This window comes from Brevundimonas sp. (assembly GCF_013912005.1).
Classification (GTDB): domain Bacteria; phylum Pseudomonadota; class Alphaproteobacteria; order Caulobacterales; family Caulobacteraceae; genus Brevundimonas.
In genome coordinates this window covers 32,223-46,902 of sequence record NZ_JACESB010000015.1, presented here as the reverse complement: position 1 = coordinate 46,902, position 14,680 = coordinate 32,223, and the positions used below count along the sequence as shown (strand labels likewise).

Here is a 14,680-nt window from a genome sequence, read left to right as displayed (position 1 = left end):
CCTTCGTCAGCGCAGCGACGGGCCACGCCTCGCATGGAAGGCGTCAGCGGCTCAAGGGTTCAGCGGGCGGAGGAGACCAGGGCGCCGCAGTTGGCGTCCTCGGCCAGGCCCGGGTCGACGAAGGGCAGCAGGGCCGCCAGCGGATTGATCAGGGCCCCGAGCGCGGCCCCGAGACCGGCCTGACCCGCCACCGAACCCCCGTCGACGCCGACCTGCGGCCCGGTCAGGGGGCCCTGGACGGTGATCGGCGACCACAGGCGGACCAGCCGCGCCTGCTTGGTCTCGCCGTCGATGCGCAGGTTCATCGTCTCCGCGCCGAGGTCGATGGTTCCCGAGCCGCGGGCCAGAACGGGGGTGGTGTCGATGACGAAGGTCTTCGCCGTGGCCGTGCCGCCGGCGACGTCGAAGCTGGCGACCGCGCAGCGGATCTCGGCGGTCGACTCGTCGCCGCCCAGCAGCCGGAACAGGCCGGCGGTGGCGTTGATGCCGAGCAGTTCGGCGAAGGCGGCCCGCATCCGGCCCTGGGGCACGACGAGGCTGAGCCGGCCCTTCGAGCGGGCGGCGAAGTCATGCACCGAGGCGCCCGGCCCCTCGAGCTGCGCCCGGCCGAGGGCGCGGCCGGTGACGGTCGGGGCGCCGCCGCGGGCGGGGATGATCGACTCCAGCGGATAGCCGCGCAGCCGCAGGTCGACGGCGCTGTAGGGCGTGTCGCGGGTGGCGTTGATCTTCGCCGTGCCGCGCAGCTCGCCGCGGGTGAAGGTGAAGGCGACCGGGTCGAGGTCCAGCACCCCCGCCTCCAGCGCGGCGCCGATATCGACCTGGCGGACCTCGAGGGCGTTCCGCTTCACCCGGGCGGCCCGGTAGCGCAGCTCGCCGTCCATCACCCGCAGGCGCCCTACGTTCAGCGGCGCGTCGGGCAGCAGCCGCCCCGGCCGGCCGGAGGCGGCCCGGGTGTCGCCGGAGCCGGCCGCCCGCGGCTCGGCCCCGAGCACGGCGGCGAGGTCGTCGAGGTCCAGCAGGTCGGAGCGGAGGTCGGCCTCGACCCGCCGCCGGTCGCCGGCCTTGTCGACCACCAGGTCCCCGGACAGGTCGGACGAGCCGACCCGGCCGGAGAAGTCGGCGAAGGTGAAGCGGGCGTCCTCGCGCACGAGCCGTCCGGAGAGCCGGTAGGGCGGCGTGTTCGGGGTGGTGATGCCGGTGAGCAGATAGACGTCGGCGAGGTCGCGCCCGCGCAGGCTCAGGTCCGCGGTGAAGCGGCCGAGGTCGAAGGGGCGGGTGATCGCCCCGTCGGCGACGATGCGGGTCCCCGCCCCGGCGATCTCGCCGTGGAAGGCGTAGGGCCGGTCGCGGCGCACGTTGATGAAGGGCCCGCCGCGCACCGCCAGAGTCAGGGGCGTGCCGTTGATCGTGCCGCGGCCCTCGAGCCGGAAGCCGGCCTCGCCGCCGGCCCCTTCCCGGGCGTTGACGGTGGCTTCCAGCCGGATGTCGCGCCCCTGCTCGTCGAGGGACAGGCGGCCGTCGCGGATGATCAGCCGCTGGATCAGCGGCAGCTTCAGCCCCTCGCCGGTGTCGGGGGCGTCCGGGTCGAGCTCCCAGCTGCGGCGGCCGTCCGCGGTGGAGATCAGCACCGCCTCGGGCCGGGCGATGGCGACCCGCGGCAGCTCGACCCGTCCGGCGAACAGCTGGCGCAGGCGGACCGAGGCCTGCAGGTCGCCGACCCGCAGGGTGTCGCGCTCGCGCGCCCAGTCGGGGCCGCCGATGCGCAGGTCGCGGACCTGCACCGAGGGGGTCCAGCTGAACAGGTGGACGTCGAGGTCGCCGTTCAGCTCGATCTGGCGATCCCAGCGGGCGGAGGCCCAGCGGCCGATCGGGCCGCGCAGCAGGTTCCAGTCGAACAGGGCGAGGAACAGCAGGACCGCGGCGACGAGCCCGAGGGTGACGCTGGCGGCCACCTTCTCCGGGCGGCCGGGCCGGCGCACGGCGGCGATCACGGGATCGTTGGCCAGCATCCAGTCGCGCCAGCGCGCCGCCCGCGCCCCCGCGGGGACCAGCGCCCGCTCGCGGAGCGCCAGCCATTTCCGATTGTCCTGCAACGGGTTTTTCAAGCGGCTGAGCTCCGGCGGCCCTCGGGAACGCGCAAGGGCGGCGAAAGGCTCAGGCGCGCCGGTGCGCCATCGCTGTAAAATTTCCGCCGTTGAACTGTCGTCAAATCTTTACAAACGGAGACAAAGGCGCATTCTCTCGTCCGGGTTCTGATCGATTTCCGCTTCTGAGGAGGGTTCCATGCGGCTGTTCCGGACTGTTCCCCTGACCCTGCTGGCGGTCGCCGCCGCCGGCGCCGCCGCGGCCCAGACCGCGCCGCAGGCCCCGGCCCGGGGCGAGCGGGAGGCCGACGCGCGCGGCGTCCTGATCTGCAAGACCGACACCGCCTCGCGGCGTGCCTTCGCCCGCGCCTACGGCGAGCGGCCGGTGTTCATCACCGCCCGCGAGGCGCTGGAGGTCCGCCGGGCCGACCCGCGCTGGGAGGCGCCGCGCTGCATGACCGAGCGGGAGCACGCCCGCTACGAGCAGGCGGCGAACACGGTCGCCCGCGCCCGCTGAACCGGCCGGCCTGAAAAGCGACGGGGCGCTCCGGCCGGAGCGCCCCGCGTTGTCGTGTCCCGCGCCGGCTCAGTCCGCCGGCTTGAGGTAGCGGTCCAGCCAGCCGAACACCTCGGTGTGCCACTGCAGGCTGTTGGCCGGCTTCAGCACCCAGTGGTTCTCGTCCGGGAAGACCACCAGCCGGCTGTCGATCCCGCGACGCTGCAGGGCGGTGAAGGTCGACAGGGCCTGGGCGGTCGGGATGCGGAAGTCGCGGTCGCCCTGGATGACCAGCATCGGGTCGCGCCAGTTCTGCACGTGGTTGGCCGGGTTGAACTGCTGGTAGCCGCGGGGATTCTCCCACGGCGTGCCGCCGTACTCCCACTCGGTGAACCACAGCTCCTCGGTCGAATAGCCCATGCCGAAGGTGTCGAAGACGCCGTCGTGGTTGACCAGGCAGTCGAACGCGCCGGACCAGTTCCCCGCGATCCAGTTGATCATGTAGCCGCCGTAGGAGGCGCCGAGGGCGCAGGCGTTCTGGCCGTCAAGGAAGGGGTAGCGCTGCTGCGCCGCCGCCCAGCCCTTCTGCAGGTCCTCCAGCGGGCGGTCGCCCCAGTGCTGGCTGATCGCGTCGGTGAAGGCCTGGCCGTAGCCGGTCGAGCCGTGGAAATCGATCATCACCACCGCATAGCCCGCGCCGGCGTAGGTCATCGGATTCCAGCGGTACGACCAGCTGTTGCCGAACGAGCCCTGCGGTCCGCCATGGATGAGGAAGGCCACCGGGTACTTCCGGCCCTCGACATAGTTGGCCGGCTTGATGACGTAGCCGTGCACCGTCTCATTGTTCCAGCCCGGGAAGCTGAACTGTTCGGCCTCGCCGAAGGCCTTGTCGTCGAGCTGCGGATTCACATTGGTGATGCGGATCGGCATCTCGCGGCCGAGGAAGGTCTTCACATACAGCTCGCTCGGACGGGTCAGGCTGTCCTGGGCGATGACGAAGCCGGAGGGGGTCTGCTGGAAGGCCGAGACGTGGCCCTCGCCGGTCACCGGGGTGACCACGCCGTTGCGGGTGTCGATGGCGAACAGACGGGTCTGACCGACGTCGCCGGCGGTGGTGTAGAGGGTGTTCCCGTCCTTCGACCATTGCAGGGTGTCGGCCGAGCGGTCCCAGTTGGCGGCGATCTGGCGAACCTGGCCGGTGTCCATGTCGCGCAGGAAGATGGCGTAGCGGTCGGCCTCGAACCCCGGCCGGGCCATCGCCCGGTAGGCCAGGGTGCGACCGTCGGGCGAGAACACCGGGCCGGTGTCCCAGGCGTCGTTGTCGTCGGTGAGGTTGGTCAGCCGGCCGGGCTCGGCCAGCGACACCTGGTAGAGGTCGAAATTGGTGCTCCACGGCTCGGAGCGGCCGGCCTCGCGGGCGGAGAAGACCACCCCCTCCCCGTCCGGGGTGAAGGTGAACTCGCTCTCGTCCCCGAAGGGCTTGGAGGGCACGTCGCCGTCGAAGCCGCGGGTCAGCCACACCGGCTCGGCGGGCCCTGCGGTGGGGACGACGAACAGGTGGTTCTGCGTGCCGTCGCTCCAGCTGTCCCAGTGGCGCACGAACATGCGGTCGTAGACCTGGCCGGTGGAGGGGCTGTCGGCCTCGGCCTTCTGGCGATCGACGGTGCAGGCGAGATCGCCGCATTCCGGGAACACCGCGAGGGAGACCGCCACCTTCGAGGCGTCGGGGCTCAGGCGGTAGGCGTTGACGTCCAGCGGCAGGCGGGTGACCTGCTCGGGCCGGGTTCCGTCGGCGTCGGCGCGCCACACCTGGCTGGAGCCCGAGCGGCCGGACAGGAAGTAGAGCTTGCCGTCGCCGCCCCAGCGGGCGGTGTTGGCGCCGCCCTCGTTGATGGCCAGGCGGCGCGGCTCGCCCGGGTTCTCCAGGTCCATCATGTAGAGGGCGCCGGAGCGGCGGTTGGCCTCCACGTCGGTGGTGGTCACCGAGTAGACCACCCGGCGGCCGTCCGGCGACACCTGCGGATCGCCCAGCCGGTTGGCCGAGATCATGTCGCGATAGTCGAAGGCCTCCGGCTGCTGCGCGGCGGGGGCGGCCGCGGCGGCGGCGGGGACGGGCGCCTCGGCGACGGCCGGCAGGGCGGCCGCGCCGAGCAGCGCCACGGCGCTCAGGCCGGTCAGAAGGCGGGACAGTCGGGACATGGATGCTTTCTCCGCGGACGAAATCGTTCGGGGCGAAGGCGTGGCGCCCTGCCGCCCGGGCGTCAATGGCGCGGCGCGGTCGCGGGCGCTTGCGGAGCATCGCGCAAGCGGCGACAACCGGCCGGATGACCGCCGTCCCGACAGCGCCGCGACCGGAGCCGCACATCTGCGACGTGCTGATCGCCGAGCGCGCGCCGCGGCTGACCGGCTCGCCCCTGTGGCCGGTGATGCGGCCGGCGCTGCACCGGCTGCTCAACTACCGCCAGGCGGTGCGGATGGCCGACGCTCTCGCCCCCCTGTCGGGCGCCGAGGCCCTGGCCTGGATGAGCGACCTGCTGGACCTGAAGGTGTCGGCGCTGAACGCCGACCGCATCCCGGCGAGCGGCCGCTGCCTGGTGGTGGCCAACCACCCGACGGGCATCGCCGACGGCATCGCCGTGTACGACGTGGTCGCCGCCCGCCGGCGCGACGCCATCTTCTTCGCCAACGCCGACGCGCTGCGGGTGTCGCCCCGGCTCGGCGAGGCGGTAATCCCGGTGGAGTGGGTGGTGGAGAAGCGCACCCGCGAGAAGACCCGCGCCACCCTGCAGGCGGCGCGCGAGGCGTTCGAGGCCGAGCGGTGCGTCGTCATGTTTCCCGCGGGGCGGCTGGCGCGGGTGGCGCGGAACGGTTCGGTGACCGACCCCGAGTGGGCGACCACGGCGGCCTCGCTGGCGCGCCGGCACCAGGCGCCGATCGTGCCGGTCCACGTCGCCGGGCCCTACTCCCGCCTGTTCCACGCCTTCGACCGGGTGTCGCAGGAACTGCGCGACATCACCCTGTTCCACGAGCTGCTCAACAAGCGCCGGAAGCCGTTCCACCTCAAGGTGGGCAAGCCGATCCCGCCCTCGCGGCTGGACATCGACGCGGCCAAGGCGACCTACGCCCTCAAGGCCTTCACCGAGCGGGTGCTGCCCGGCCAGCCGGACGCCGACTTTGCCTGACCGGATCCTCGACCTCCCCGACGCCGACGCCACGGCCCGGCTGGGCGCCGCGATCGCCCGCCGCCTCGCGGCCGGCGAGGCCGTCCTGCTGTACGGCCCGCTGGGCATGGGCAAGTCGACCCTGGCGCGCGGCCTGATCCGCGCCCTGACCCGGCCCGACGAGGACGTCCCCTCGCCCACCTTCACCCTGGTGCAGTTCTACGACAGCGCCCCGCCGGTGGCGCACTTCGACCTGTACCGGCTGGAGCGGCCCGGGGAGGCGGCGGAGATCGGACTGGACGAGGCGCTGGACGAGGGCTGCGCGGTGATCGAGTGGCCGGAGCGGCTCGGCGACGACCCGGCCGCCTGGCTCGGCCCCGACCGGCTCACCATCACCCTCGCCGAAACGCCCGACGGGCGGCGTGCGACCGTTTCTGGCGCAGGGGCGTGGGAGAGCAAGGCAAGGGACCTGCATGTCTGACCGCGAACACCTCCGCCGCGACTTCCTGACGGCCGCCGGACTGGGCGAGGCCGCGCGCGCGCCCCTGCCCGGCGACGCCTCGACCCGCCGGTACGAGCGGCTGACCACGCCGGCGGGGGCGACCCTGATGCTGATGGACCAGCCGCCGGCGGCCGAGTCCCACCCCTGCGACCCGGCGTGGACGCCGGAGCAGCGCCGGGCCGCGGGCTGGAACGCCGTGGCGCGCCTGTCGGCCGGACGGATCGAGGCCTTCGCCGCCGTCGCCGAGCACTTCCGGCACGCCGGGCTGTCGACGCCCGAGATCGTGGCCGTGGACGCCGGGGCGGGGCTGGCCGTGATCGAGGATCTCGGCGACGACCTGTTCGCGCAGGTCATCGCCGAGGGCGAGCCCCAGGCGCCGCTGTACCTCGCCGCCGTCGACGCGATCGCCCGGCTGCACATGTCCGCCCTGCTGCCCGAGATGATGCAGGGCCCGGCCGGCGACTGGCCGCTGCTGACCTATGACGCCACGGCGCTGCAGGGGGGCGTCGACCTGTTCGTCGAATGGATGCCGAAGCTGCGGCCGGAGCTGGACTTCGGTCCGGCGGCGCTGGACGAGTGGCGGGCCGCCTGGGCGCCGGTGGCGGCCATGGGCGAGGAGAAGGCCTGGACCATCGCCCACCGCGACTACCACGCGGAGAACCTGATCTGGCTGCCGGAGCGGACGCACCAGCGGCGGGTGGGGATGATCGACTTCCAGGACGCGGTGCTGGCCCATCCCGTGTGGGACCTGCACTCGCTGCTGCAGGACGCCCGCCGCGACGTGCCGCCGGAGCTGGAGAAGGTCGCCTTCGACCACTACTGCGAGGTGATGATGGTCGACCGCGAGTCCTACTGGCGGGACTATGTCGCCCTGGCGGCGCTGAACGAGGCGCGCATCCTCGGAGTCTTCGCGCGGCTGGTCGCCCGCGACGGCAAGCCCCGCTACCTCCAGTTCATGCCACGGGTGTGGGACCACCTGCGCCGGAACCTGCGCCAGCCCGGCATGGACGCCGTCGCCGACTGGTTCGCGCGCCATGTCCCGGAAGAGGGACGACAATGACCGCAGCCCTGCCGAAGACCGCCATGGTGCTGGCCGCAGGGCTCGGCACGCGCATGCGGCCGCTGACTGACGACCGGCCCAAGGCCCTGGTGGAGGTCGGGGGGAGGGCGCTGATCGACCATGTGCTGGACCGGCTGGCGGAGGGCGGGGTCGAGCGGGCGGTGGTCAACGTCCACTGGTTCGCGGACCGGCTGGAGGCGCACCTCGCCGCCCGCGACCGCGGACCGGCGATCGCCATCTCCGACGAGCGCGACGCGCTGCTCGAGACCGGCGGCGGGCTGAAGAAGGCGCGGCCGCTGCTCGGGGCGGCGCCGGTGGTGGTGGCCAACATCGACAGCGTCTGGACGGACCGGGGGAACGCCCTCGATCAACTCGCCCGGCTGTGGAATCCGTCAATCATGGACGCCGCCCTTCTTCTCGCGACGCGCGAGGGGGCGATCGGCTTCGAGGGCGACGGCGACTTCTTCCGCGCCGACGACGGGCGCCTGACCTTCCGCGGCGACGCGACGTCCGCCCCCTACGCCTACATGGGCGTGCACATCTGCCGGCCCGACTATGTCGCCGACGGCCCCGACGGCCCCTTCTCGCTGAGCGGGTTCTGGCGGCGCTCGGCGGCGGCGGGGCGGCTGTTCGGCTGCGTGCTGGACGGCGACTGGATGCACGTCGGCGATCCGGCGGCGCGCGACGCCGCCGAGGCGCGGCTGGCGGGGCCGGCGTGAGCGGAGGCTTCGACCCGTTCGCCGGCGCGGGCCCCCGCTGGTGGGCCATCGAGGCGCGCCGGCCCTTCCTCGACGACCTCGCCGCCGGGGTGCTGGCCTGGATCGGCGAGCGGCCGCCGGAGCGCCTGACCGACGCCGTCGTCCTGCTGCCGAACCGCCGCGCGGCCCGGGCCTTCACCGAGGCGCTGGCGCGGCGGGCGGAGGGGCGGCCGGTGCTGCTGCCGCAGGTGCGGCCGCTGGGGGACCTCGAGGAGGACGAGCCGCCCTTCTCGCCGGGCGCGCTGGGGCTGGACCTGCCGCCGGCGATCGCGCCGCTGACCCGCCGCTTCGAGATGGCGCGGATGATCGTCGAGCGCTTCGACGACGGCCTCAGCCCGATGCGCGCCCTCGACCTCGCCGACGCCCTGGGCGGCTTTCTCGATTCCTGCCAGCTGGAGGAGGTCGAGGCGCCGGAGCGCGTCGCCACCCTCGTCGAGGGCGAGATGGCCGAGCACTGGGAGCGTTCGGCCGAGTTCCTCGGGCTGGCGGTGCAGGCCTGGCCGGCGCGCCTGGCCGAGCTCGGCCTGGTCGATCCCGCCTGGCGCCGCGTCACCCTGCTGCGGCGGCTGGCGGAGCAGTGGGACGCGCAGCCGCCGGTCCAGCCGGTGATCGCCGCCGGCTCGACCGGGACCGTCCCGGCCGCCGCGGCCGTGCTGGGGGCGGTGGCGCGGGCGCCGCAGGGCTGCGTCGTCCTGCCGGGGCTGGACCTCGACCTCGACGAGGACGTCTGGGCCCAGATCGACGCCGACAACGAACAGCATCCGCAGCGGGCCCTGAAGCGGCTGCTGGAGCGGCACGGGACGGCGCGGGCGCAGGTGCGTCGCTGGTTCGCCCCGGCCGAGGCGCCGCAGGCGGCCCAGCGCGGCCGGGCGCGGCAGCGGCTGCTCAACGAGGCGCTGCGCCCGGCCGACGCCACCGGCGACTGGCGCGCGGCCATCCGCGAGCTGCGCCGGCGCGCGGCCGCCGCCGGCCAGGCCGCCGATCCGGTGGCCGAGGGGCTGGAGGGGCTGAGCGTGCTGGCCCTGCGGCACGAGGAGGAGGCGGCCGCGGCCATCGCCCTGATGATGCGCGAGACGCTGGAGACGCCCGGCCGCACCTGCGCCCTCGTCACCCCCGACCAGACGCTGGGCCGGCGGGTGGCGGCGCGGCTCGAGCGGTGGGGCGTGGTCCCGGACATCTCCGCCGGCCAGCCGCTGGCGCGCATGCCGGCGGGGACGCTGGTCGACCTCTGCGCCCGATGGCTGGCGGATCCGGCCGATCCGCAGGTGCTGCTCGGTCTGCTCAAGCATCCGCTGGTCCGGCTGGAGCCGGCCGGGGACGGCCGGCGATCCGCCGTCGAGGCGCTGGAGCGCTTCGGCCTGCGCGGCCCGCGGTCGGGCGGCTTCGACCGGCTGCTGCGTCGGCTGGAGCGGGCCGCGGCGCCCGACCGGGACGGGACCCCGGCCCCGGCGGCCCGGCTGGCCCGGCTGGAGGCCGCTGCGGCCCTCGCTGCGCGCCTGCGGGCCCTGGTGGAGCCGGCGTCGGCGCGCGCGGCGAGGGCGGCGCCCGACGTCGCCGCGCGGGCGCTGGCGGAGCTGATCGAGGCGCTGGCGGGACAGGAGGCCTGGGCCGGCCCCGACGGCGAGGCGGCGGCCCAGGCCCTGTCGGCCCTGATCGAGGGCGGCGCGGCGCTGGGCGAGGTCGGCCCGGCGGAACTGGTCGAACTGGTGCAGGGCCTGCTGGCCGACGCCGTGGTGCGCACCGGCGGGGCGACGCACCCGTCGCTGCGCATTCTCGGGGCGATCGAGGCGCGGCTGGTGCGGGCCGACCGGATGATTCTCGCCGGGCTGGAGGAAGGGGTCTGGCCCCAGCCGGCCCCGACCGACCCCTTCCTGTCGCGGCCGATGCGCGCGGCGCTGGGGCTGCCGCCGCCGGAGCGCCGCATCGGTCAGAGCGCCCAGGACTTCCTGCAGGCGGCCTGCGCCGACGAGGTGGTGCTGGTGCACAGCGGGCGGCGCGGCGGCCAGCCGGCGGTGCGCTCGCGCTGGCTGTGGCGGCTGGACATGCTGACCCGCGGAGCCGACGCCCCGGACTCGCCGGTGCGGCTCGCGGCCCCGGCCGGGGTGGAGGCGTGGACCCGCGCGCTGGACGCGCCGCGCCGCCCGACGCCGGACTACGCCCGCCGGCCCGGGCCGACCCCGCCGGTGGACCGCCGCCCGCGGCGGTTGCCGGTCACCTCCATCGAGCGCTGGGTGCGCGACCCCTATGCAGTCTACGCCGAACGCATCCTCGGCCTGCGCCGGCTGGACCGGCCGGGGGAGTCGGCCGAGGCGCTGGCGCGGGGCACGGCCATCCACGCGGCGGTGGAGCGGGTGGTCCACACCTGGCCGGAAGCCCTGCCGGACGACTGCGCCGCGGAGATCGAGCGCTTCCTGCACGAGGCGCTGGACGAGGCCGGCTTCGCGGAGCCGGCGCTGGCGCGCGAACGTCCGCTGGCCCGCAACTGCGCCCTCTGGCTGGAGCGGTTCGAGCGCGAGCGGCGGGCGCGCGGCGCCACCCTGCTGGTCGAGCAGGCGGGGGAGCTCGCCTTCGACGCGCCGGGCGGCCGGTTCGTCCTGACCGCCCGCGCCGACCGCATCGAGCTGGACGCCCACGGCGCGGCGGTGATGGACTTCAAGACCGGCTCCGCGCCCAGCCAGGCCCAGGTGCTGCAGGGCTTCGCGCCGCAGCTGACCCTGACCGCCGCCATCCTCGCCGCCGGCGGCTTCCCGGCCCCGCCGACCGAGGCGACCGAGCTGCTGTACGTGCGGCTGACGGGACGGCGGGATCCGGCGAAGGTCGACGACGTGGCGCGGCAGGTCCGCAGCAACAGCCTGACCGCCGCCCAGCTCGCCGAGCGGGAGCTGGAGCGGCTCAAGGCCGGCGTGGCCGCCTTCGACGACGAAAGCCGGCCCTACACCTCGTGGATGGCCCCCCAGTTCATGGGCAATTTCGGCGGCAACTACGACCACCTCGCCCGGGTCTGGGAGTGGCACGTGGTCGGCGGCGAGGACGAGGCCCCGGAATGAGCAACGTCGTGTCGATCGACCCCGCCGCCGCGGCCCGCGCCCACCAGGCCACCGCGGCCGACCCGGAGCTGTCGGTCTTCGTCACCGCCAACGCCGGGTCCGGCAAGACCACCACCCTGGTGAACCGGGTGGCGCGTCTGCTGCTGCGGCGGGTGAGGCCGGGAGACATCCTGTGCGTCACCTACACCAAGGCGGCGGCGGCGGAGATGCAGGCGCGGCTGTTCGCCAAGCTGGGCGGCTGGGCGGTGGCCGACGACCGCGAGCTGGCGCGCGAACTGGCCGGGCTGGAGGGCCGCGACCCGGAGACGCTGACGGGGGCGGAGCTGTCGGAGGCGCGCCGGCTGTTCGCCCGGGCGCTGGAGACGCCCGGCGGGCTGAAGATCCAGACCATCCACGCCTTCTGCGAAAAGCTGCTGCGGCGCTTTCCGCTCGAGGCGGGGGTCGCCCCCGGCTTCGAGGTGCTGGAGGACCAGGCGGCGCGCGACCTGTCGCACGCGGCGCGGGAGGAGCTGGCGCGGGCGGCGCTGCAGGATCCCGACGGGCCGGTGGGCGCGGCCTACGCCCATTTCGCCGTCGAGCTGGACTTCCAGGCCTTCCACGCCCTGCTCGACGCGGTTGAGGCCCGGCGCGAGGCCCTGCTCGAATATCTGGATCGCATCGAGGCCGGGACGGCCCCGGCGCCTCGGGTGCTCGCCGGCGCCGACGCGCGGTCCCTGGCCGAGGTCGAGGCCGACTTCATGCGCTGGATCGGCCGCGACGACTGGCTCGCCGCCGCCGAAGCCATGGCGACCGGCTCGGCCGCCGACCGGGAGTGCGCCGGGCGGATGCGCGCGGCGGCCCAGAGCTGGACCTTCGCGGCGCTGGAGCCGGTGTTCCTGACCGGCGGCGAGCCGCGCAAGCGGCTGGCGACGAAGTCGGCTCCGGCCGCCACGGCCGAGTGGCTGGGGCGGCTGGCGGACCGCTATGCGGCGACGCTGGAAACGGTCCGCGCCGCCCGCATCGCCGACGAGACCGAGAAGCTCCTGACCCTCGCCCGGGTGCATGCGGCGCTCTACGAGGCCGGCAAGCGGCGACGGGGGGCGCTGGACTTCACCGACCTGGTGGCGCGCACCGCCGACCTGCTGACCCGCCGCTCGGCCGCGGCCTGGGTGCTGTACAAGCTGGACGGCGGGGTCGAGCACGTGCTGGTCGACGAGGCCCAGGACACGGCCCCGGAACAGTGGAACATCCTGCGCGCCCTGACCGAGCCCTTCTTCGCCGGAGAGGGGGCCGAACGCGCCGCCGCCCTGCCGCGGACCATGTTCGCGGTCGGCGACGTCAAGCAGTCGATCTACTCCTTCCAGGGCGCGCGGCCGGAGCGGCTGCTGCAGGAGGCCCAGGCGCATGCGGCGATCGTGCCGGCGGAGCGCTTCCGTGCGGTGCCGCTCGACACCTCCTTCCGGTCGACGGAGGAGGTGCTGGCCTTCGTCGATGCGGCCTTCGAGGGGCCGGAGCGCACCCGCGCCCTCAGCGGAGAGACCGGCGACATCGCCGTGCACCGGCCGGCGCGGCGGGGACAGCACGGCTCGGTCGAACTGTGGCCGCTGTTCGAGGAGCCGGCCGCGCCGGCCCGCGAGGCGTGGAACGCCCCCGTGGACAAGGAGGACAACCGCAGCGCCCGCAAGCAGCTGGCCCGGGCGCTGGCGCGGGAGGTGCGCCGGCAGGTGGAGACCGGGACGCCGGTATGGACCACTGGCCGCGACGGCCGTCCCGCGCTCCGGCCCGCCCGCTACGGCGACTTCCTCGTGCTGGTGCGGCGGCGCGACGCCACCTTCGAGGAGATCATCCGGGCTCTGAAGACGGAGGGCGTGCCGGTGGCCGGGGCCGACCGGCTGAAGCTGAAGGCGCACATCGTCTTCGACGACCTGATGGCGCTGGCGCGGTTCGCCCTTTTTCCGGAGGACGATCTTTCGCTCGCCGAGATCCTGCGCAGCCCGTTCTGCGACCTTCCCGACTTCGGGCCGGCCGACGCCCTGTATCCGCTGGCCGACCGGGTGGCGCGCGAGGGGCGCTCGCTGTGGCGGGAGCTGCAGCGGCGGGCCGACGAGCAGCCGGCCTGGACGGCGGCGCGCGACCTGCTGCGCGACCTGCTGGAGGCGCGCGACCGGGATCCGTTCGCCTTCTTCTCGACCGCCCTCAACCGCACGGGGTCGGACGGCCGCACCGGCCGTGCGCGAATTCTCGACCGTCTGGGCCGCGAGGCCGAGGAGGCGATCGACGAGACCCTGGCGCAGGTGCTGGCCGCGGAGGCCCGCGGCGGCCACGACCTCGAGACCTGCCTCGCCTTGCTGGAGCAGGCCGACGTGGAGGTGAAGCGGGAGATGGAGGGGGCCCGCGACGAGGTGCGGGTGATGACGGTGCACGGCGCCAAGGGGCTGGAGGCGCCGGTGGTGATCCTGCCCGACACCACCTCGAAGGCGAAGCCGCAGGGCCCCACCCTGATGCCGGTGGCGCTGGAGGACGGCGGCGAGGCCTGGCTGATGTGCCCCGCCAGCAGCAAGCAGGACTGCGCCGCCTCGGCGCGGGTCCGCCAGGCGCGCGTCGACCGCACCGACGCCGAGTCGCTGCGCCTGCTCTATGTGGCGCTGACCCGGGCCCGCGACCGGCTGATCGTGATGGGCCGCCGGCTGGCCCGGCCGAAGGAGGGCTACGACCCGGGCTGCTGGTGGGAGGTGATCGCGGGCGCCTTCGGCCGGCTGCAGGCGACGCGTCCGGGGGAGATCGCGGAGCTGGAGACCGGCGTCCTGCGCTTCGGCCCCGGATCCGCGTCCGGAGACACCCGGCCGGAGACGGCCGCGGCAGGGGTCGAGGTCCCGGCGTGGGCGCGGCGGCCGCCGGCGGCCGATCGCACGGCCCGGCCGGCGGCGCCGTCGCAGATGGGCGGCGCCCTGCGCGTCCCGGCCCCCTCCCCGCTCGCCACGGCGGGCGCCCCGGGCGGGCCGCTGGGGCGGTTCCGCCGCGGCGACCTGATCCACCGGCTGCTCGAGCGCCTGCCCGACCTGCCGGCGGAAGAGCGGCCCGACGCAGCGCGCCGGATGCTGGCCCGCGAGCGCGACCTGTCGGACGCGCAGCGGGCGGAGATGATCGCCGCCGCCTTCTCGGTGCTGGAGGACGCGCGCTTCGCCGCGGTGTTCGGACCCGGGTCCCGGGCCGAGGTGGCGATCGCCGGACAGTACGAAGGCGCCCCGGTCGCCGGCCGCATCGACCGGCTGGTGGTCACGCCGGACCGGGTGCTGGTGGTCGACTACAAGACCAACCGTCCGGCGCCCGACCACGCCGCGGACGCCGACCCCGCATACATCCTGCAGCTGGCGGTCTATGCTTCCGTGCTGCGCGACCTCTATCCGGACCGGCCGGTCGAGGCCGCCCTGGTGTGGACCGACGGCCCTCGCCTCACCCCGATTCCGCCGGAGCTTCTGGACGCCGCGGCCGCGCGTTGAAAACCGCGGCGAAGCGCCCCACATGCCAGCGAACCGCCGGAATCACTGCACGATGCCCGGCCCACAGACAGCGCCGCGCTTCCCACGGCGGCG

At 74.9% G+C, this 14,680-nt stretch carries 9 protein-coding genes; 7 read left to right on the top strand and 2 right to left on the bottom strand.

Annotated features, from left to right (window positions below; translation table 11 throughout):
* Positions 1–59 precede the first annotated feature (59 nt).
* On the bottom strand, positions 60–2,093 hold the full coding sequence (locus H2038_RS10765) for an AsmA family protein (RefSeq protein WP_292112834.1): 2,034 nt from the start codon (positions 2,091–2,093) through the stop codon (positions 60–62).
* Between the two features lie 190 nt (positions 2,094–2,283).
* Between H2038_RS10765 and H2038_RS10760 the strand changes: the two genes are divergently transcribed.
* Positions 2,284–2,601 (top strand): hypothetical protein, encoded by a 318-nt coding sequence (locus H2038_RS10760; RefSeq protein ID WP_292112820.1) that lies wholly within the window; start codon positions 2,284–2,286, stop codon positions 2,599–2,601.
* Between the two features lie 69 nt (positions 2,602–2,670).
* Here the strand turns inward: H2038_RS10760 and H2038_RS10755 are convergent, their stop codons facing one another.
* Complete coding sequence (locus H2038_RS10755; protein WP_292112818.1) at positions 2,671–4,779, bottom strand: S9 family peptidase; 2,109 nt, start codon at positions 4,777–4,779, stop codon at positions 2,671–2,673.
* Positions 4,780–4,904: 125 nt separating this feature from the next.
* Here H2038_RS10755 and H2038_RS10750 point away from each other — a divergent pair, with 125 nt between their 5' ends.
* The 6 genes from H2038_RS10750 to addA are packed head-to-tail and all read left to right on the top strand — an operon-like array spanning position 4,905 to position 14,587.
* Complete coding sequence (locus H2038_RS10750) at positions 4,905–5,762, top strand: 1-acyl-sn-glycerol-3-phosphate acyltransferase (protein ID WP_292112816.1); 858 nt, start codon at positions 4,905–4,907, stop codon at positions 5,760–5,762.
* The gene (tsaE, locus tag H2038_RS10745) at positions 5,755–6,222 is read left to right on the top strand and encodes a tRNA (adenosine(37)-N6)-threonylcarbamoyltransferase complex ATPase subunit type 1 TsaE (RefSeq protein ID WP_292112814.1); all 468 of its coding nucleotides are present in this window, start codon (positions 5,755–5,757) and stop codon (positions 6,220–6,222) included. The genes H2038_RS10750 and tsaE overlap by 8 nt, the downstream gene beginning before the upstream one ends.
* Positions 6,215–7,303 carry an N-acetylmuramate/N-acetylglucosamine kinase AmgK gene (amgK, locus tag H2038_RS10740; RefSeq protein ID WP_292112811.1) on the top strand — a complete coding sequence of 363 codons (1,089 nt, stop codon included), beginning with the start codon at positions 6,215–6,217 and terminating at the stop codon, positions 7,301–7,303. Before tsaE ends, amgK begins: the two co-directional genes overlap by 8 nt.
* Positions 7,300–8,022 carry an N-acetylmuramate alpha-1-phosphate uridylyltransferase MurU gene (murU, locus tag H2038_RS10735; protein WP_292112810.1) on the top strand — a complete coding sequence of 241 codons (723 nt, stop codon included), beginning with the start codon at positions 7,300–7,302 and terminating at the stop codon, positions 8,020–8,022. The genes amgK and murU overlap by 4 nt, the downstream gene beginning before the upstream one ends.
* Positions 8,019–11,108: a double-strand break repair protein AddB gene (gene addB / locus H2038_RS10730; RefSeq protein WP_292112808.1), complete on the top strand. Its 3,090-nt coding sequence runs from the start codon at positions 8,019–8,021 to the stop codon at positions 11,106–11,108. Before murU ends, addB begins: the two co-directional genes overlap by 4 nt.
* Positions 11,105–14,587, top strand: a complete 3,483-nt coding sequence (gene addA / locus H2038_RS10725) for a double-strand break repair helicase AddA (protein WP_292112805.1) — start codon at positions 11,105–11,107, stop codon at positions 14,585–14,587. The genes addB and addA overlap by 4 nt, the downstream gene beginning before the upstream one ends.
* The last annotated feature ends 93 nt before the right edge of the window (positions 14,588–14,680 follow it).